The sequence below is a fragment of the Pseudomonas extremorientalis genome (genome assembly GCF_001870465.1).
GTDB lineage: Bacteria > Pseudomonadota > Gammaproteobacteria > Pseudomonadales > Pseudomonadaceae > Aquipseudomonas > Aquipseudomonas extremorientalis.
In genome coordinates this window covers 392864-413135 of the sequence record NZ_MDGK01000015.1, presented here as the reverse complement: position 1 = coordinate 413135, position 20272 = coordinate 392864, and the positions used below count along the sequence as shown (strand labels likewise).

The 20272-nt window shown below is 62.8% G+C and carries 17 protein-coding genes; 15 read left to right on the top strand and 2 right to left on the bottom strand.

Annotated elements, in window-relative coordinates; all coding sequences use genetic code 11:
• The first annotated feature begins 152 nt into the window (after positions 1-152).
• The 15 genes from BFN10_RS05630 (at position 153) to pdeM (ending at position 19310) form a co-directional block, all read left to right on the top strand.
• Entirely contained in the window at positions 153-2546 is a 2394-nt protein-coding gene (locus BFN10_RS05630; RefSeq protein ID WP_071488831.1) for a TonB-dependent receptor, read from the top strand.
• Positions 2547-2676: 130 nt separating this feature from the next.
• Positions 2677-3789, top strand: a complete 1113-nt coding sequence (locus BFN10_RS05625) for an ABC transporter substrate-binding protein (protein WP_071488830.1) — start codon at positions 2677-2679, stop codon at positions 3787-3789.
• Positions 3786-4844, top strand: coding sequence for a FecCD family ABC transporter permease (locus BFN10_RS05620; protein ID WP_071488829.1), 1059 nt, complete (start codon positions 3786-3788; stop codon positions 4842-4844). Before BFN10_RS05625 ends, BFN10_RS05620 begins: the two co-directional genes overlap by 4 nt.
• Complete coding sequence (locus tag BFN10_RS05615) at positions 4841-5626, top strand: ABC transporter ATP-binding protein (protein ID WP_071488828.1); 786 nt, start codon at positions 4841-4843, stop codon at positions 5624-5626. The genes BFN10_RS05620 and BFN10_RS05615 overlap by 4 nt, the downstream gene beginning before the upstream one ends.
• A 105-nt stretch (positions 5627-5731) precedes the next feature.
• Entirely contained in the window at positions 5732-6376 is a 645-nt protein-coding gene (locus BFN10_RS05610; protein ID WP_071488827.1) for a glutathione binding-like protein, read from the top strand.
• A gap of 102 nt (positions 6377-6478) precedes the next feature.
• Positions 6479-8920 (top strand): penicillin acylase family protein, encoded by a 2442-nt coding sequence (locus tag BFN10_RS05605; RefSeq protein WP_071488826.1) that lies wholly within the window; start codon positions 6479-6481, stop codon positions 8918-8920.
• 138 nt (positions 8921-9058) lie between these two features.
• Entirely contained in the window at positions 9059-10063 is a 1005-nt protein-coding gene (locus BFN10_RS05600; RefSeq protein WP_071488825.1) for a ligase-associated DNA damage response exonuclease, read from the top strand.
• Positions 10060-11694, top strand: a complete 1635-nt coding sequence (locus tag BFN10_RS05595; protein WP_071488824.1) for an ATP-dependent DNA ligase — start codon at positions 10060-10062, stop codon at positions 11692-11694. The genes BFN10_RS05600 and BFN10_RS05595 overlap by 4 nt, the downstream gene beginning before the upstream one ends.
• A gap of 250 nt (positions 11695-11944) precedes the next feature.
• On the top strand, positions 11945-12724 hold the full coding sequence (locus tag BFN10_RS05590) for a transporter substrate-binding domain-containing protein (RefSeq protein WP_021492416.1): 780 nt from the start codon (positions 11945-11947) through the stop codon (positions 12722-12724).
• A gap of 57 nt (positions 12725-12781) precedes the next feature.
• Complete coding sequence (locus BFN10_RS05585) at positions 12782-13510, top strand: ABC transporter permease (protein WP_071488823.1); 729 nt, start codon at positions 12782-12784, stop codon at positions 13508-13510.
• The gene (locus BFN10_RS05580) at positions 13507-14217 is read left to right on the top strand and encodes an ABC transporter permease (RefSeq protein ID WP_071488822.1); all 711 of its coding nucleotides are present in this window, start codon (positions 13507-13509) and stop codon (positions 14215-14217) included. Before BFN10_RS05585 ends, BFN10_RS05580 begins: the two co-directional genes overlap by 4 nt.
• A gap of 9 nt (positions 14218-14226) precedes the next feature.
• Positions 14227-15345 (top strand): succinylglutamate desuccinylase/aspartoacylase family protein, encoded by a 1119-nt coding sequence (locus tag BFN10_RS05575; protein WP_071488821.1) that lies wholly within the window; start codon positions 14227-14229, stop codon positions 15343-15345.
• 13 nt (positions 15346-15358) lie between these two features.
• Entirely contained in the window at positions 15359-16123 is a 765-nt protein-coding gene (locus BFN10_RS05570) for an ABC transporter ATP-binding protein (protein WP_071488820.1), read from the top strand.
• A 56-nt stretch (positions 16124-16179) separates the two neighbouring features.
• On the top strand, positions 16180-18660 hold the full coding sequence (locus tag BFN10_RS05565; RefSeq protein ID WP_071488819.1) for a ligase-associated DNA damage response DEXH box helicase: 2481 nt from the start codon (positions 16180-16182) through the stop codon (positions 18658-18660).
• Positions 18660-19310 (top strand): ligase-associated DNA damage response endonuclease PdeM, encoded by a 651-nt coding sequence (gene pdeM, locus BFN10_RS05560; protein WP_071488818.1) that lies wholly within the window; start codon positions 18660-18662, stop codon positions 19308-19310. Before BFN10_RS05565 ends, pdeM begins: the two co-directional genes overlap by 1 nt.
• 3 nt (positions 19311-19313) lie before the next feature.
• Here the strand turns inward: pdeM and BFN10_RS05555 are convergent, their stop codons facing one another.
• Both BFN10_RS05555 and dcd read right to left on the bottom strand, forming a co-directional pair.
• Positions 19314-19511, bottom strand: coding sequence for a hypothetical protein (locus tag BFN10_RS05555; RefSeq protein ID WP_058425267.1), 198 nt, complete (start codon positions 19509-19511; stop codon positions 19314-19316).
• 108 nt (positions 19512-19619) lie between these two features.
• Complete coding sequence (gene dcd, locus BFN10_RS05550; protein WP_071488817.1) at positions 19620-20186, bottom strand: dCTP deaminase; 567 nt, start codon at positions 20184-20186, stop codon at positions 19620-19622.
• Positions 20187-20272: the final 86 nt, after the last annotated feature.

Here is a 20272-nt window from a genome sequence, read left to right as displayed (position 1 = left end):
GTTCAGCCGGCAGCGCAGGCAAATGTAATGGAATGTTGTGGGAAACCCTAATCACGCATCAGCGATACAAACCTGGGGTATGGCAGGAGGAATCGCTCTTTAGACTACCGAACCTAAATGAGAGTAATTGTAATTTAGACTCGGACGCTACCATGTCATTGCCCCTATCATTGCCCACGCCTCACCGCCACACGCGGCACACCACCCTGGCACCGATGTTCGGTTTGCTGGCTGCCGGCAGCGTCGCACCGGTGGCCCTGGCTGGCGCCCCAACCGCCACGTCCAGCGATTCGGTGTTGAGCCTGCCGGAAATCAAGATCGACGGCGAAGCCACTTCCACCTTCAAGGTGGACCGCGTCACCTCGGCCAAAATCAGCCAACCGCTGCTGGACACACCGCAAAGCGTGACCATCGTGCCGCAACAGGTGCTCAAGGAGCAGAACGCGCAGACCTTGCAGGAAGTGTTGCGCAATGTCCCGGGCATTACCTTTATGTCCGGCGAGGGCAACCTGGGCTGGGGCGATCTGTTTTCGATCCGCGGTTTTTCTTCCGAGCAGAGCCTGACCGTCGACGGTGTGCGCGATGCCGGCATGTCCACGCGCACCGACACCTTCAACTTGCAGCAGGCCGAAGTGTTCAAGGGCACCGGTTCCATCGAGTCCGGGGTCTCGGCCGTGGGCGGCAGCGTCAACCTGGTCAGCAAGGAAGCGCATCTGGGCGATGCCAACAAAGTCTCGGCCGGGATCGGCACCGACAGCTACCGCCGCCTCACTGCCGACCTGAATAAACAGCTGAACGACACCACCGCCGTGCGCATCAACCTGATGAAGCACTACAACCAGGTGGCCGAACGCGACGATGTGGACTACGACCGCTGGGGCATTGCCACCTCGTTCGGCTTCGGCCTGGGCACCGACACGCGGTTGTTCATCGACACCTTCTACCAGAAAGACACCAACACCCCGGACGGCGGTGTGCCGATCCAGCGCGGCACCAACGGCGACCGCATGCCGGGCGTGAAACGCTTCAACTGGTACGGCGACTCCCACCTCTACACCCAAGAGAACAAAACCACCTCGCTCACGGCGCGCTTTGAGCATGACTTCGCCTGGAACGACGCCAACCTGCGCAACCAGACGCGCTGGGAACGCAGCGACAACTTCGCCGTGCTCTCGCCGGCGCGCTTCTTCGCCGCCAACGCCAGCGGCCAGAAGACCTGCACCGGCACCCGCTGTGCGACTTTGGGCTACACCGGCGTAGGCCCGATCAGCCAAGTGCCGGGCAGCACGGTGAATGCCTACACCGACTACGTAAACAACAGCAACACCGCCTACGGCATCCTGCGCGGCAGCGACTTTGGTTTGTCCAAGCGCTACACCATCCTGGACAACCAGACCGACTTCAATTTCAACCTCACCACCGGCAGCCTGCAGCACGCGGTGGTCAGCGGCCTGGAGTTCTATCACGAGACCTACGGCGGCCTGAAACGCAACGCCGAAGTGCCGGCAGGCAACATGCTGTTTGATATGCACGACCCCAGCCACAGCTTCGCCAGCACCTACGTGACCAAAGGCGAAGGCGACCCGCGCTCGGTGATCGACAACGCCGGTCTCTACCTGGGCGACACCCTCACCCTCAACGAGCAGTGGCAAGTACTCGGCTCGTTGCGCTACGACAACTGGCGCGCCGAAACCCGCCAGCGCGGCCAGGCGACGATCAGCAGTACCGACGGTGCCGTCAGCGGTCGGGTTGGCGCCGTGTTCAAGCCGTTGCCCAACGGCAGCATCTATGTGTCCTACAGCGAGGCGGCGCAGCCCTCGGCGCTGGGCGCGTCCACCAACAACCAGATCTACGGCGCGGCCAGCACCCGTCGTTACAGCCCGGCCAAATCCAAGACCTATGAACTGGGCACCAAGTGGGACATCGCCCATGACATGCTCAACGTTACGGCGGCGATCTTCCGCACCGAACTGGACAACGCCTGGGAATACCAGGACGGCGAATCCGCCCCGGTACGCGCCCTGCCCGCCAAGCGCGTCGACGGCATCGAGTTGGGCTTGCAAGGCAATATCACCCCGCGCTGGACCGCCTACAGCGGTTTCTCGGCCCTCAAGAGCACCCAGACCAAAGGCATCAACAAAGGCGCCGAAGCCAAGAACGTCCCGGACCTGACCGCCAACCTGTGGACCACCTACGCCGTCACCGACGCCCTGAGCCTCAGCTACGGCGAGCAATACGTGGGCCGGCGCCGCTACACCGACAACAAATACGTCGGCGGGTTGAACAACAACAGCAGCTACGCCAACGGCCCGTCCGGGGTCTACGCGATCTACACCCGCGACCACGAAAAAGCCCCCGGCTACTGGCTGAGCAACCTGGCCGCGCAATACAAGGTGAACAAGGACACCACGGTCAACCTCAACCTCAACAACGTGTTCAACACGTTCTATTACAGCCAGGTCGGCGCGTCCCTCGATGGCTTCCAGCGCTACGGCATTCCGGGCGCCGGGCGCACCCTCACTGCCAGCGTCGACTATGAGTTCTGAACCGTGCTGGTCGAGATCCCGGCACTGCTCAACGCCTGCGAAGTCGACACCTGCCTGGCCGCCTTGCCTCACAACCCCTTGCGGCGCTGTAGCAATGCCTGATGCGCCGCCTTCACCTGGAGTTCCTGCCATGTTGAAACCCCGTAATGTACTCAAGCTGTGCGTGCTGTTCGCCGCGCTGGTCCTCGGCCATGCCGAAACCGCTGCCGCCCATGAAGTCACCGATGTGCTGGGGCGCAAGGTCGACGTGGCGGACAACGTCAAGCGCGTGGTCCTCGGTGAAGGCCGCTTGATTTCGGCGTTTGCCCTGTTGGACCGCGATGCGCCGTTCCAGCGCATCGTCGGTTGGCAGAACGATTTGAAGCTGCTGGACCAGCACACCTATAACGCCTACGTGGCGAAATTTCCCAGCGTGAAAGACATCCCGCTGATCGGCCAGGCGTCGGAACAAAGCGTCAGCGCCGAGGAAATCCTCTCGCTCAAACCCGACCTGGCGGTGTTCAGCATTTCCGGCCACGGCCCGACCGAACACAGCCCGGTCGCCGATGTGCTGGCCAAGGCGGGCATCCCGGTGCTGTTCGTCGACTTTCGCATCAACCCGGTGCAAGGCACCCACACCAGCATGAACGCGCTGGGCCAGGCGCTGGGGCGCGAAGCCCAGGCCAAGGCCTTCCTGGACTTCTATGACCAGCACCTCAAGGTCATCACCGACGCGGTCGCCACCTTGCCGGCCGGCCCGCGTCCGAGCGTGTTCCTCGAACTGCTGGCCGGCGCCTGGCAAGCGCCGGGGCACACCACGGGCAAGAGTGGCATGGGGGAAGTGATCAAGCTGGTGGGCGGGCGCAACATCGCCGCCGATGTGGTGCCGGGGGCACTGGGGGATATCAGCGTGGAATACGCCTTGAAAGCGGACCCGGATATTTATGTCGCCACCGGTAACCACAAGCCGGGGCTGATCCTGGGTGCCGGCGTGAGCCATGACGAGGCGCGTGAAGCCTTTGACCGCGTATTGGCGCGCCCCGAGTTCGCCAACCTGCGTGCCATCCGCGCAGGCAATGCCCACGGTCTGTGGCATGACTTCTACAACTCGCCGTACAACCTGCTGGCGATTGAGTCGCTGGCCAAGTGGGTGCATCCGCACTTGTTCGCCAAGCTGGACCCGCAGGCGACCATGGAACAGATCAACCAGCAATTCCTGGGGATGCCGTTGCAGGGTGCCTATTGGATCGACACCTCTAAATGACCACGCAAACCCTCGACCTCGCCTCAGCCACCCACGGCTATCGCCGCCTGCTGGCGCGGCGTGCCTGGCTATTGGCGCTACTGGGCATGGCGCTGGTGTGCGCCCTGCTGGTGGACCTGGCCAGCGGCCCGTCCGGCATGGGCCTGCTGGCCTTGCTTGACGGGATTGCGCACCCGTCCCACCTCAGCGCCACCGACCAGGTGATCATCTGGAACGTGCGCCTGCCCTACGCGTTGATGGCGGTGCTGGTGGGCTGTGCGTTGTCGCTGGCCGGGGCGGAGATGCAGGCGATCTTGAACAACCCGCTGGCCAGCCCGTTTACCTTGGGCGTGTCGTCGGCGGCGGCGCTGGGGGCATCCCTGGTGATTGTGTTCCCGGTGACGACCTTGTGGGTGTCGGCCAATACGGCGATTTCCATTTCGGCGTTCATCTTCGCCGCCGCCTCGGTGTTTTTGCTGCAAGCCATGTCGCGCCTGCGGGGCGCCGGCGTAGAGAGCCTGGTGCTGTTCGGCATCGCCCTGGTATTCAGTTGCAACGCGGTGGTGGCTTTGTTGCAACTGGTGGCCACCGAGGATGTGCTGCAACAACTGGTGTTCTGGACCCTGGGCAGCGTGACCCGGGCCAACTGGGACAAGCTCGGTATCCTGGCCCTGGTGGTCGCGGTGGTGTTGCCGTTTTCCTTCGCCGCCGCACCGCACCTGACCTTGCTGCGCATGGGCGAAGACCGCGCGCAAAGCTTCGGCGTGGACGTCAAGCGCCTGCGGTTTTTCTCGTTGCTGCGCATCAGCCTGTTGTCGGCTACCGCCGTGGCGTTCGTCGGCACCATCGGCTTTATCGGCCTGGTGGGTCCGCATATCGCGCGGATCCTGGTCGGTGAAGACCAGCGCTTCCTGCTGCCGGCCAGCGCCCTGACCGGCGCGCTGTTGCTGGCGCTGTCGTCGATTGCCAGCAAGCTGATCATGCCCGGTATGAGCGTGCCGGTGGGCATCGTCACGGCGTTGGTGGGCGTGCCGATTTTCGTGATGCTGGTGTTCAAGCGCGGGAGGCAGTTATGAGCGAAGGGTTAAGCGTGCACAACGCCAATGTAAGTTATGGCCGCCGGCAGATCGTGCATGACCTGAGCCTGCCGACCTTGCCCCACGGCAGCCTGACCGCCCTGATCGGCCCCAACGGCGCCGGCAAGTCCACCTTGCTGCGCGCCGTGGCCGGGCTGGAAAAGATGCACGGCGTCGTACGACTGGATGACCTCGACCTGTCAGCCATGTCCGTGGCCGAGCGCGCCAGGCGTGTGACCTACATGCCGCAGAACCTGCCACCGGGCCTGAGCCTCAGCGTAATGGAGAGCGTGATTGCCGCGTTGCGCGTCACCCCTGTGGACGGCCTTCCATTGTCCAACGACGCTTGCCTGCGCGAAGCCTTCGAGGCATTGCAGCGCATTGGCATCACGCACTTGGCCGATCAGTGGTTAAACACGCTGTCGGGCGGTCAACGCCAACTGGTCAGCCTCGCCCAACTGATTGCACGGCGCCCCCAAGTGATGCTGCTGGACGAACCCACCAGCGCCCTCGACCTCAATTACCAATTGAAAGTCATGGAGTGCGTGCGTGGGCTGGTGCGCGAACACAACCTGATCGCCGTGGTGGTGTTGCACGACATCAACCTTGCCGCACGTTTTGCCGACCATATTGCCGTGCTGCGCCAAGGTCGCTTGTACGCCAGTGGCGCAGCAAACGAGGTGCTCAATCCGCTGTTGTTTGCCGAGGTGTATCGCGTGCGGGCGCGCATCGAGCGCTGTTCAGAGCAGTCGCTGCAGGTGTTGGTGGATGGCGCTTTTTGATTTGCTTCTAAGGGTATGCGCAAATGTTTCATTGAATTTTCGCACACCCAGCATTACCTATACCTACAGGCATCCGTTCAAGCATCACCACTTTTGGAGAGCTTCATGATCGACCTGTATTACTGGACCACCCCCAACGGCCACAAAATATCGTTGTTCCTGGAAGAAGCCGGCCTGCCCTACAAGGTGCACCCGATCAACATCGGCCAGGGTGAACAGTTCAAGCCTGACTTCCTGAAGATCGCTCCCAACAACCGCATCCCGGCCATCGTCGACCAGACCCCGACCGACGGCGGCGCACCGATTTCCCTGTTTGAGTCCGGCGCGATCCTGTTGTACCTCGCGGAAAAAACCGGCCAGTTCATTCCAAAAGACCTGCGCGGTCGCCAGGAAGTGCTGCAATGGCTGTTCTGGCAAATGGGCGGCTTGGGCCCGATGGCGGGGCAGAATCATCACTTCAGCCAGTTCGCCCCGGAGAAAATCCCCTACGCGATCAAACGCTACGTGGATGAAACCGCACGCCTCTACGGGGTGCTCGACCGGCGCCTGGCGGACCGTGCGTTCGTGGCCGGCGAGGACTACAGCATTGCCGACATGGCGATCTACCCCTGGATTGTTTCCCACAAATGGCAAAGCCAGCGCCTGGAAGATTTCCCACACCTGCATCGCTGGTTCAACAGCATCAAGGAACGGCCGGCGACGGTCCGGGCGTATGAGCTGGTGCAGAAAGTCAACCCGCCCAAGTCTTGATACGCAATTGCTGAAAATAAGGCATGGCTCCCGCTTGCGTCGTTTCGCCGCGCTCACTAACGTAGCGCCTTTACTGACGCTACCCCCCGCAGGAGCTTTGCCATGGCCTCGCCAGCCCTCTCACATTTTCTTCCCCGGTTCGGCGTTGCCGCGGCAGTGGCCAGTGCGTTAAGCCTGGCCGGTTGCCAGCTCCAGAGCACCCAGGACACCCTGCCGCCGGTTGCCGGCGTACAGCCGATCAAAGGCCTCGCGCAGAATGTATCGGTACGCCGCAATGCTCAGGGCATGCCGCTGATCGAAAGCAACACCTTCCATGACGCGCTGTTCAGCCTCGGTTACGTGCATGCCAGTGATCGCATCACCCAGATGGTCACCCTGCGCCTGCTGGCCCAGGGCCGCCTGGCGGAAATGTCCGGGCCTGAAGTGCTGGATGTCGACCGCTTCATGCGCGCGGTCAACCTGAAAAAAAGCGCCGGCGAGCTGTACAACGCCTCCAGCCCGCGTCTCAAGCGCTTCTTTGAAGTGTATGCGCGTGGCGTCAACGCCTACCTGTTCCGCTACCGCGACAAGCTGCCGCCGGACCTGGCCCAGACCGGCTACAAGCCCGAGTACTGGAAGCCGGAAGATTCGGCGCTGCTGTTCTGCCTGCTGAATTTCAGCGAGTCGGCCAACCTGCAGGAAGAGATTTCGTCGCTGGTGCTGGCGCAGAAAGTCGGCGTCGACAAACTCGCCTGGCTCACCCCAAGCGCGCCGGATGAAGCGATCCCGCTGGCCGAGGCCGAAAAACTCAAGGGCGTGAACCTGGGCCAGATCACCGGCCTGGCCGGGCTGGACGCGGTCAGCCAGCAACTGGGCAGCCTCAACGCCCTGGCGGTCACCACCTCAAGCAACTGGGCGATCGGCCCACAGCGCAGCCGCAGCGGTAAAAGCCTGCTGGCGGGCGACCTCGCCGCCCAGCCGCAGGCACCGTCGCCGTGGAGCTACGTACAGATCCGCGCACCGAAATACCAGGCCGCCGGCGCTTCGATTGCCGGCCTGCCGACGCTGCTGTCCGGCTTCAACGGCAAAGTCGCGTGGAGCATGAGCACGGTCAAGGGCGACACCCAAGACCTGTTCCTTGAAAAAGTCAGACGCCAGGGCAGCGCGCTGTATTACGAGAACAACGGCAAATGGCTGCCGGCGGGCGTGCGTAACGAAACCTTCTTCGTCAAAGGCCAGCGCTCGATCCGCGAAGTGGTGTACGAAACCCGTCACGGCGCCCTGCTCAACAGCAGCCAGGCGCTGACAACCGGTCTGGGCCTGGCCCTGCAAACCGCCGACTTCAAGGACGACAAGAGCCTGGATGCGTTCTTCGACCTGTCCCGCGCGCAAACCATCGGCAAAGCCTCGGACGCGACCCGGGAAATCCGTGCCATCGCGTTGAACATGATCTTCGCCGACGCCGGCAGCATTGGCTGGCAAGTCACCGGCCGTTTCCCCAACCGCCGCGAAGGCGAAGGTTTGCTGCCGTCGCCGGGCTGGGACACGCGGTTTGACTGGGATGGCTACGCCGACGCCATGCTGCATCCCTATGACCAGGACCCGGCCCAAGGCTGGATCGGCACCGCCAACCAGCGCACCGCGCCGCGTGGCTATGGCATGCAACTGTCCAATTCCTGGGATGCCCCGGAGCGCAGCGAGCGCCTGGCGCAACTGGCCAATGCCGGCAAGCATGACAGCCGCAGCCTGATCGCCATGCAGTACGATCAGACCACCACCTTCGCCGCCAAACTCAAGAGCATGTTCCAGGCGCCGGGCATGGCCCAGCCGCTGAAACAGGCGATTGACGCACTGCCGGCGGCGGAACAGGCCAAGGCGCGTGAAGCGCTGGGTCGCCTGATGGCCTTCGACGGTCGCCTGGTGTCGACCTCCGCCGACGCTGCGCTCTATGAACTGTTCCTGCAGGAAAGCACCAAACAGATCTTCCTCGACGAGCTGGGTCCGGAAAACAGCGCCAGCTGGAAAGCCTTTGTCAGCAACGCCAGCCTGTCCTATGCCGCCCAGGCCGATCATTTGCTGGGCCGCGAAGACAGCCCGTTCTGGGATGACGTGCGTACGCCGCAGAAAGAAGACAAACCGGCGATTCTCGCCCGCAGCCTGGCCGCCGCGATCAGCGCCGGCGACAGTCAGCTGGGCGCCGACCACAAGGCCTGGCAGTGGGGCAAGCTGCACACCACCACCTGGAAAAACGCCAATGGCCAGGTGATTCGTGGCCCACTGGCCTCCGGTGGCGATCACAATACCTTGAACCCGGCGCCCTACAACTGGGGACAGGACTTCGCCACCACCCAGGTGCCCGCGCTGCGCCTGATCGTCGATTTCGGCCAGGTGGAACCGATGATGGGCCAGGGTGGCATCGGCCAGTCCGGCAACCCGGCCAGCCCGAACTATGCCAATGGCATCGACCCGTCGCTCAAGGCGCAATACCTGAGCTTCCCGATGCAGCCGCAGAACTTCGAGAAGGTGTACGGGAAGGCCAGGTTGACCCTGACACCCGGCAAGTAACCCGGCTTTCCTGAAAAACCTGGATCTAATGTGAGAGGGGGCTTGCCCCCTCTCACATTTGGACTGCATGCATTCAGATAGAACTTCCCAGCCCACACCCGCCTCATAAGTAACAAGCCCACCTCCCCCGGTCACCCCATGGACCTTGTCATCGCCCGCCCCGAAGGCCTCTACTGCCCCGCCGGAGATTTCTATATCGACCCCTGGCGCCCGGTGGAACGCTCGGTCATCACCCACGCCCATGGCGACCACGCCCGCACCGGCAACCAGCACTATCTGGCGGCGGCCCCCGGCGAAGGCATCCTGCGCTCCAGGCTGGGCCAGGACATCAACCTGCAGACCCTGGCCTACGGTGAGCCACTGGTGCACCACGGCGTCACCTTGAGTTTCCACCCGGCCGGGCATGTGCTCGGCTCGGCTCAGGTGCGCCTGGAATACCAGGGCGAAGTCTGGGTCGCGTCCGGCGACTACAAGGTCGAGCCCGACGGCACTTGCGCGCCGTTCGAGCCGGTGCGCTGCCACACCTTTATCACTGAATCCACCTTCGGCCTGCCGATCTACCGCTGGCAGCCCCAGGCGCAGATCTTCGCCGGGATCAACGACTGGTGGCAGGCCAACATCGCCGCCGGCAAGGCCAGCGTGTTGTTCTGTTATTCATTCGGCAAGGCCCAGCGTATCCTGCATGGCATTGACGCCAGCATCGGGCCCATCCTCAGCCACGGCGCGGTCGAACCGTTGAACCGGGTGTACCGCGAGGCCGGCATCCATATCCCTGAAACCCTCTACGCCGGCGACTTCAACAAGACCGACCCATTGCTGCACCAAGCCTTGATCATCGCCCCGCCCTCCGCCGGCGGCAGCAGTTGGATCAAGCGCTTCGGCGACTACAGCGACGCCTTCGCCAGTGGCTGGATGCGCCTGCGCGGCACCCGCCGCCGGCGCGGGGTAGACCGGGGCTTTGTGCTCTCGGACCACGCCGATTGGCCCGGCCTGTTGTGGGCCATCGAGCAGACCGGCGCCGAGCGGGTGATGGTCACCCACGGTTCTGTCGGCGTATTGGTGCGCCATCTGCGGGAAAAAGGCCTGGATGCCCAGGGCTTCACCACCGAATACGGCGATGACGAAGAAGAGGCCGGCGCATGAAGGCCTTTGCCGAGCTGTACGCGAATCTCGACGCCACCACTTCCAGCAACGCCAAGCTGGCTGCGTTGCAAGCCTACTTCCGGGATGCCGCGCCAGAAGATGCCGCCTGGGCCGTGTATTTCCTGTCCGGCGGACGGCCACGGCAACTGGTGCCGACGCGCCTGCTGCGGGACATGGCCACAGAAGCGTCCGGCATCGAGCCGTGGCTGTTCGAGGAAAGCTACCAGTCAGTGGGTGACCTGGCGGAGACCATTTCCCTGCTGCTGCCGGAATCTACCTACACCTCGGAGGACGGCCTGGCCGTATGGCTGGAGGAAAAACTCCTGCCATTGCGCGGCTTGCCTCCCCTGGAATTGGCTGAGCGCCTACCGGCGTTGTGGGCGCAACTGGATCAACCCAGCTTGATGGTGTGCATCAAATTGATCACCGGCAGCTTTCGCGTCGGCGTGTCCAAGTTGCTGGTTACCCGTGCCCTCGCCGCCATGGCCGATCTCGACAGCAAGCGTGTGGCGCAGCGGTTGGTGGGCTACACCGACCTGTCCAATCGTCCGACCGCTGAGGGCTACCTCAAGCTGATCGCTGCCGAATCGTCCGACGAGCATGCACAACGGGGCGGCCAGCCTTATCCGTTTTTCCTGGCTCATGGCTTGGCGCAACCGGTGGAGCAATTCGACGCGCTGCTCGGTGCCCCCACCGACTGGCAGGTGGAATGGAAATGGGATGGCATCCGCGCACAATTGGTCAAGCGCGACGGGCGCCTGTGGGTCTGGTCCCGTGGCGAAGAGCTGGTCACCGAACGTTTTCCCGAACTTCACAGCCTGGTGAGTGGGTTACCGGACGGCACGGTGATCGACGGTGAGATCGTGGTGTGGAAGGACGCAGTGCAACCCTTCGCCCTGCTGCAACAACGGATCGGCCGCAAGACTTTGAGCAAGAAAGTGCTGGAGGATGCGCCGGTGGCGGTCCTGGCCTATGACCTGCTGGAACATCAGGGCGACGACTGGCGCAACCATACCCAGGCCGAACGCCGCGCCCAGCTTGAGCAGGTGGTCACCCAGTGCAACCAACCGGTATTGCTCGCCTCACCGTTGCTGACCGCAACCACCTGGCAAGCGCTGGCCGAACAACGCGAAGCTTCGCGCAGCCTGGGCGTGGAAGGCATGATGCTCAAGGCCCGCGATGGCCTGTACGGCGTCGGCCGCACCAAGGACATGGGCGTGTGGTGGAAGTGGAAGGTCGACCCGTTCAGCGTCGACGCGGTGTTGATCTACGCCCAGCGCGGCCACGGCCGGCGCGCCAGCCTCTACAGCGACTACACCTTCGCGGTGTGGGACGGCCCGCCCGGCAGCGAACGCACGCTGGTGCCCTTTGCCAAGGCCTACTCCGGGCTGACCGATGAAGAAATGCGCAAGGTCGACGCGATTGTGCGCAAAACCACCGTAGAGAAATTCGGCCCGGTGAGCAGTGTCACGCCCAGTATGGTGTTTGAGCTGGGGTTCGAGGGCATTGCCTTGTCCAAGCGGCACAAGAGCGGGATTGCGGTGCGGTTTCCGCGGATGTTGCGCTGGCGGCAGGATAAGGCGGTGGATGAGGCCGACAGCCTTGCCACCCTGCAAGACCTGCTGACCTGACACCGATCAACAGGTGGGAGTGGGCAAGCCCCCTCCAACATCTGAATTTCTTTATGACTCGAAATGGTGCGCTCATTTTTCTGCGCCCATTTTCGGGCATTTCCTACACTCAGATCTCCCTTGTCCCACCTTTTAAAACGCTCATTCGGAACTATGGTGCAGAAATTGCTACTTGTGATCCGTCTGACACCGTTCAGTAACAGTCCTAAACGCGCCACAAGCGCTTATCTTGGTTTCCAGGGATTACATAATGAAAAAAGCATTGCTGACCCTTTCTGCACTGGCTCTGTGCATGGCCGCAGGTTCCGCCTTGGCCAAGGAATACAAGGAACTGCGTTTTGGTGTCGATCCGTCCTACGCGCCATTCGAATCCAAGGCAGCGGACGGCAGCCTGGTGGGCTTCGATATCGACCTGGGCAATGCGATCTGCGCCGAGCTGAAAGTGAAGTGCAAGTGGGTCGAAAGCGATTTTGACGGCATGATTCCAGGCCTGAAAGCCAACAAGTTCGACGGCGTGATTTCGTCCATGACCGTGACCCCGGTGCGTGAAAAGGCCATCGACTTCTCCAGCGAACTGTTCTCTGGCCCGACCTCGCTGGTGTTCAAGAAAGGCGCGGGCTACTCGACACCTGAGTCTCTCAAGGGCAAGTCCGTAGGCTACGAGCAGGGCACCATCCAGGAAGCCTACGCCAAGGCCGTGCTGGATAAAGCCGGTGTGACCACCAAGGCCTACGCCAACCAGGACCAGGTGTACGCCGACCTGACCTCCGGCCGTCTCGACGCCTCCGTGCAGGACATGCTGCAAGCCGAACTGGGCTTCCTGAAGTCGCCGGCCGGTGCCGGTTACGAAGTCAGCGCGGCCATCGACGACCCTTTGCTGCCGTCGAAAACCGCCATCGGTATCAAAAAAGGTAACACTGAACTGAAGGCGCTTTTGGATAAAGGTATCAAAGCGTTACACGATGATGGCACCTACGCCACCATCCAGAAGAAACACTTTGGCGATCTGAACCTGTACAGCGGCAAATAATGCCTGGAGCGCCCTTCCCTGGGAGGGGCGCTTTTTTATCGCCATAGGTCCTGATTTATGTTCGAAGAACTGTTGCAAACCCTCGGGTTGAGCGCGCTCAGCCTGAAGGGTTTCGGCCCGCTGTTGCTGCAAGGCACCTGGATGACCATCAAGTTGTCGGTGCTGTCCCTGGCCGTCAGCGTGGTGCTGGGCCTGCTCGGCGCCAGCGCCAAACTTTCCAGCCTGCCCTTCCTGCGCATCCCCGCCCAGCTCTACACCACCCTGATTCGCGGCGTGCCCGACCTGGTGCTGATGCTGCTGATTTTCTACAGCCTGCAAACCTGGCTTACCGGCCTGACCGACTTCATGGAATGGGAATACATCGAGATCGACCCGTTCAGCGCCGGGGTGATCACCCTGGGCTTTATCTACGGGGCGTATTTCACCGAGACTTTTCGCGGCGCGATCCTCGCGGTGCCCCGTGGCCAGCTGGAAGCCGCTACCGCCTATGGGCTCAAGCGCGGGCAGCGGTTTCGCTACGTGACCTTCCCGCAAATGATGCGTTTTGCCCTGCCGGGTATCGGCAATAACTGGATGGTGATGCTCAAGGCCACGGCCCTGGTGTCGATCATCGGCCTGGCCGACCTGGTCAAGGCCGCCCAGGATGCCGGCAAGAGCACCTACCAACTGTTCTACTTCCTGGTCCTCGCCGCGTTGATCTACCTGTTGATCACCAGCGCGTCCAACTTCGTCTTGCGCCGCCTTGAACGTCGCTACTCCGCTGGCGCCCGGGAGGCCGTGCGATGATCGAACTCTTGCAGGAATACTGGCGCCCTTTCCTTTATAGCGACGGCCAGCACATCACCGGCCTGGCCATGACGATGTGGTTGCTCAGCGCCGCCCTGGTCATCGGCTTCCTGGTGTCAATCCCGCTGTCCATTGCCCGCGTGTCGCGCAAGCGCCTGATTCGCTGGCCGGTGCAGTTCTATACCTACCTGTTCCGGGGCACGCCGCTCTATATCCAGTTGCTGATCTGCTACACCGGCATCTACAGCCTCGCCGCCGTGCGCGAACAACCGTTGCTGGATGCGTTCTTTCGCGACGCGATGAACTGCACCATCCTGGCCTTCGCCCTCAACACCTGCGCCTACACCACGGAGATTTTCGCCGGGGCGATCCGCAGCATGGCCCATGGCGAAGTCGAGGCGGCCAAAGCCTACGGCCTCAGCGGCTGGAAGCTCTATGCCTACGTGATCATGCCGTCGGCGTTGCGTCGCTCGCTGCCCTACTACAGTAATGAAGTGATTTTGATGCTGCACTCGACCACGGTGGCCTTCACCGCAACGATTCCAGACATCCTCAAAGTGGCGCGGGATGCCAACTCGGCCACCTTCATGACCTTTCAATCATTCGGTATCGCTGCGCTGATCTACCTGACCGTGACCTTTGCCCTGGTCGGTCTGTTTCGTCTGGCGGAGCGCCGTTGGCTGGCCTTTCTCGGGCCGAGCCATTAAGGAGCGTTCATGCGGCATCAGATTCATGAGTTGATCGCGCCCGTGCCCGGCACGGCGCGGCAGATTCACAGTTTTCACTTCGGCCCGGAGCAGGCCGAGGGCAAGATTTACATCCAGTCATCGCTGCATGCCGATGAACTGCCGGGCATGCTGGTGGCCTGGCACCTCAAGGTGCAGTTGGCGAAATTGGCCGCCGCCGGTCGCCTGCGCAGTGAAATCGTGCTGGTGCCCATCGCCAACCCGGTCGGCCTGGAACAGGTGTTGATGGACATCCCGCTGGGCCGCTACGAACTGGAAAGCGGGCAGAACTTCAATCGCCGGTTTGTCGACCTCGGTGAAGCGGTGGGTGACCAGGTCGAGGAGTTACTCGGGGATGATCCCCGGCACAACGTCGAACGGATCCGCAGCGCGCTGTCCACCGCCCTCGCAGAGCAAAGCGCCGACACCCAACTGCAGTCCCAGCGCCTGGTACTGCAACGCCTGGCCTGCGACGCCGATATGGTGCTGGACCTGCATTGCGACTTCGAAGCCGTGGCGCACCTGTACACCACGCCCGAGGCCTGGCCGCAGGTGGAACCCTTGGCGCGCTATATCGGCTCGGAGGCGAATCTGCTCGCCACCGACTCCGGCGGGCAATCCTTCGACGAGTGCTTCACCCTGGTGTGGTGGCAGTTACAGCAACGCTTCGGCGAGCGCTTCCCGATCCCCATGGGCAGCTTTTCGGTGACCGTCGAGCTGCGCGGGCAAGGCGACGTCAACCATGGCCTGGCGGCGCTCGACTGCCAGGCGATCATCGATTACCTGATTCACTTCGGTGCCATTGCTGGCGATGTCGCACCGCTGCCGGACCTGCCCTACCCCGCCACGCCACTGGCCGGCGTTGAACCAGTGGCGACGCCGGTGGGCGGCCTGCTGGTGTTCAGCGCCCTGCCCGGTGAATACCTGGAAGCCGGGCAACTGATCGCCGAAATCATCGACCCCATTACCGACCGCGTAACGCCCGTGCACTGCCAGAAGGCCGGCCTGCTTTACGCCCGTTCGCTGCGCCGCATGGCCACTGCCGGGATGGTCATCGGCCATGTCGCAGGCTTAGAGGCCTACCGCAGCGGCTACCTACTTTCGCCTTGAGGATGCACGCCCCATGTACAAATTGACCGTTGAAGGCCTGCATAAAAGCTATGGCGACAATGAGGTGCTCAAAGGTGTGTCGCTCAAGGCCAGGACCGGTGACGTGATCAGCCTGATCGGCGCCAGTGGCTCGGGCAAGAGCACTTTTTTGCGCTGCATCAACTTCCTGGAAACCCCCAACGACGGCGCGATGACCCTCGACGGCCAGCCGATCCGCATGGTCAGCGACCGCCACGGCATGCGCGTGGCCGATGACGCCGAATTGCAGCGCCTGCGTACGCGCCTGGCCATGGTGTTCCAGCACTTCAACCTGTGGAGCCACATGAGCGTGCTGGAAAACATCACCATGGCTCCGCGCCGGGTGCTGGGTTGCAGCAAGAAGGACGCCGAAGACCGTGCCCGTCGCTACCTCGACAAGGTCGGCCTGCCGGCACGCGTGGCCGATCAATACCCGGCGTTCCTGTCCGGCGGCCAGCAGCAACGCGTCGCCATCGCCCGCGCCCTGGCGATGGAGCCGGAGGTGATGCTGTTCGACGAGCCCACCTCGGCCCTCGACCCGGAGCTGGTGGGCGAAGTGTTGAAGGTGATCCAGGGCCTGGCCGAGGAAGGTCGCACCATGATCATGGTGACCCACGAGATGAGCTTTGCGCGCAAGGTGTCGAGCCAGGTGCTGTTCCTGCACATGGGCCTGGTGGAAGAGCAAGGCGCGCCGGAGGACGTGCTGGGCAATCCGAAGAGCGAGCGTTTGCAGCAGTTCCTGAGTGGCAATTTGAAGTAAACCTTTGCGCGCTCTGGAAGGTCTGTGAAATAGACCTTCCAGAGTTCCGCCGCCCCATGGCAAAACCCATCGACTTCGCCAAACAGTGGTTTGCCGCCAAAGGCTGGAAGCCGTTCGCTTTTCAGAAAGAGGTGTGGGCGGCGGTCAAGGGCGGCCGGTCGGGGTTGCTGCATGCCAGCACCGGCGCCGGCAAGACCTACGCGCTGTGGTTTGCGGCGCTCAATCGCTTTGCCATCACTCGCCCGCCTGTTGTGGGTAAACGTAAACCACCCGCTGAACCGCTGACGGTGCTGTGGATCACGCCCATGCGTGCCCTGGCGGCCGACACCGCCCGCGCCCTCGAAGCACCGCTTGCAGCCTTGCAGATTCCCTGGAGCATCGGCCTGCGCACCGGCGACACCAGCAGCAGCGAGCGCGCTCGCCAGACCCGTCGCCAGCCGACCGCGCTGGTGACCACCCCGGAAAGCCTGACCCTGATGCTGGCCCGCGCCGACAGCCAGGTGAGCCTGGCGCACCTGCGCATGGTGATCGTGGATGAATGGCATGAATTGATCGGCAACAAGCGCGGCGTGCAGTTGCAATTGGCACTGGCGCGGCTGCGGCGCTGGCATCCGGAACTGATGGTGTGGGGCATTTCGGCGACCTTGGGTAACCAATCCCATGCCTTGGAGGTGTTAGTCCCGCAAGGCGACGGGATCAATGTACAGGGGCAAACGGCCAAAGAGTTAAAGGTCGACACCTTGCTGCCGCCGGTCGCCGAGCGCTTTCCCTGGGCCGGGCATATCGGCTTGAAGATGTTGCCCCAGGTAGTGGCCGAGGTCGAAAGCAGCAGCAGTTGCCTGGTGTTTACCAATACCCGGGCCCAGTCGGAAATCTGGTACCAGGCGTTACTGGACGCCCGGCCCGACTGGGCTGGGGTGATTGCCTTGCACCATGGCTCGCTGTCTCGGGAAACCCGCGACTGGGTGGAACGGGCGTTGAAGGATGGCCAGCTCAAGGCCGTGGTGTGCACCTCCAGCCTGGACCTGGGGGTGGACTTCCTGCCGGTGGAACGGGTGCTGCAGATCGGCTCGGCCAAAGGCGTCGCACGCCTGATGCAACGCGCCGGGCGCTCGGGGCACGCGCCGGGGCGGCCCTCGCGGGTGACGCTGGTGCCGACCCACAGCCTGGAACTGGTGGAAGCGGCGGCGGCCCAGGATGCGATTGCCCAGCGGCGCATCGAAGCGCGGGAATCGCCGCACAAACCGTTGGATGTACTCGTACAACATTTGGTGAGCATGGCGCTGGGCGGTGGCTTCACGCCAGATGAGCTGCTGGCGGAAGTGCGCGGGGCCTGGGCGTACCGTGACCTCACGGACGCAGACTGGGCATGGGCCCTGGGGTTTGTGCGCCATGGCGGCCTGTCGCTGACGGCCTATCCGGATTACCGTCGCGTGGAGCCGGACGAACAGGGCGTCTGGCGTGTCCCCGATGCCCGTCTGGCGCGCCGTCACCGCATGAGCGTGGGCACCATCGTCAGTGACGCGAGCATCCATTTGAAATACTGGAGCAAGGGCGGGGGCGGCAAGAACCTGGGCAGTGTCGAAGAAGGTTTTATTGCGCGGCTCAAGCCCGGGGATGGTTTCCTGTTCGCCGGGCGTCTGCTGGAGCTGGTGCGCGTGGAAAACATGACCGCCTACGTGCGCCGCAGCACCGCCAAAAAAGCCGCCGTGCCGCGCTGGAATGGCGGGCGCATGCCACTTTCCAACGAGCTGGCCCAGGCGGTGGTGGAGCGCTTTGATGCGGCGGCGCACGGGCATTTCAAGGGGCCGGAAATGCAAGCGGTGCAACCGTTGTTACAGACGCAGTTACGTTGGTCGGGCCTGCCCACACGCGAGCATCTGCTGGCCGAAGCGCTGAAATCGCGGGAAGGCTGGCACCTGTTTCTTTATCCGTTCGCCGGGCGCCAGGTGCACCTGGGGCTGGCGAGTCTGTTGGCGTGGCGGGTGAGCCAGGGGCAGGCGGTGACGTTTTCGATTGCCGTGAATGACTACGGGCTGGAGTTGCTGAGCGCCACGCCTGTGGATTGGCCGGTGTTGTTGAATGACGCGCTGCTGAGTCCTGAGAACCTGCTGGAAGATGTGGCCGCCAGCCTGAATGCCGGGGAGCTGGCGCTGCGCCGCTTTCGCGAGATCGCACGCATCGCCGGGCTGGTGTTCGCCGGCTACCCCGGTGCGCCGAAAAGTACGCGGCAGGTGCAGGCGTCCAGCGGTCTGTTCTTCGAGGTGTTCAAACAGTACGACCCGCAGAACCTGTTGCTGGCTCAGGCTGGGGAAGAAGTCCTGCGCGATGAGTTGGATATTCGTCGGCTGGAAGTGACGTTGCGTCATCTGTCGGCGTTGAAGCTGGACCTGCACCGGATCGAACGGCCGACTCCCCTGGCCTTTCCGCTGCTGGTCGAGCGGATGCGCGAAAGCATGAGTTCGGAAAAACTCTCGGAGCGTATTGCAAGGATGGTCAAGGACCTGGAAAAAGTCGCGGATAACGGGAAGCGTTGATGGTCTGTTCGATAACGCTCGAGGGTGAGCAATTATGGTTGCTGGCAGACAAAGCGATCTACTGGCCTGCACGCGGGTGCCTGTTGATTGCCGATGCGCACTTTGGCAAGGCCTCGGCGTACCGCAGCCTGGGGCAGCCGGTGCCGCAAGGAACCACCACTGCCAATCTGGAGCGGCTGGACCGGCTGCTCGCGTCGCATGGGTGCGCGCAGGTGATCTTTCTTGGCGACTTCCTGCATGGTCCCGGCTCTCACGCCAGCGGCACCCTGGGCGCCTTGCGGGCCTGGCGCGAGCGCCATCCCGCGCTGGCCCTGACGCTGGTGCGCGGCAATCACGATAAACGCGCCGGTGACCCACCGCTGGACCTGAGGATTGAAGTGGTTGAGGAACCACTGCTGATGGGCCCCTTTGCCTTGCAGCATGAACCTGCCGCCCACCCCAGCCACCACGTGCTGGCGGGGCATGTACACCCGGTGTACCGCTTGCGCGGCAAGGGCCGGCAAAGCCTAAGGTTGCCCTGCTTTCAGATCGGGACGCGGGTCAGCTTGTTGCCGGCGTTCGGTGCGTTTACCGGTGGCTTTGCGGTGGAACAGGCCGATGACCACCGACTCTATGTGGTCGGTGATCAGGAGGTGTGGCCGGTGCGCTAGGTATCAGGCGACAGGTGCGGGTGGTGGCTCGTCCGGCAGGGTCGGCTCACCGGGTTCGGTGGGTTGTGGGTAGTCCGGCTCGGGTTGGCCGGGGATGCCGCCCCCGTATGCGGGGTCGGCCATCAGGGACCAGGCCAGAACGCCAATCTGGTTGGGTTCAAGCCGGGCAAGTTCTGCGCTGATTCGCGGGTCGAGCTTCATAAGGTACTCCTCAAGCGTGGCCCGGCACGTTTTACACGCGCCGAGGCAGTACACCTAGATAGAGTCACTTTCTGCAGACTAATTCCCTTAGCGTGTAAGACCTTTCGATCAAGCGCGTGGGAGAGTGACTCCGCGCTGGCCCTGGTACTTGCCGGCACGGTCTTTGTAGGACACTTCACAGGCCTCGTCGGACTGCAGGAACAGCATCTGCGCCACACCTTCGTTGGCGTAGATCTTCGCCGGCAAGGTGGTGGTGTTGGAGAACTCGAGGGTTACGTGGCCTTCCCACTCCGGCTCAAGCGGCGTCACGTTGACGATGATGCCACAACGCGCGTAGGTGCTTTTACCCAGGCAAATAGTCAGCACGTCACGCGGGATACGGAAGAACTCCACGGTGCGCGCCAGGGCGAAGGAGTTGGGCGGGATGATGCACACGTCGCTCTTGATGTCGACGAAGCTCTTTTCGTCGAAGTTCTTCGGATCGACGATCGCCGAGTTGATATTGGTGAACACCTTGAACTCATCGGCGCAGCGCACATCGTAGCCGTAGCTGGAAACACCATAGGAAATCACCGGGGCATCGCCTTGGCCACGGATCTGGCGCTCGACGAACGGTTCGATCATGCCGTGCTCTTGCGCCATGCGGCGAATCCACTTGTCCGATTTGATGCTCATGGCGGGTGTCCTGAATAGCGAGGTGGAAAAATTCTGTGGGGCATCTTACCGGGGCCGGCGTTGGGGTTCAAAGGCCACGCGGCTTT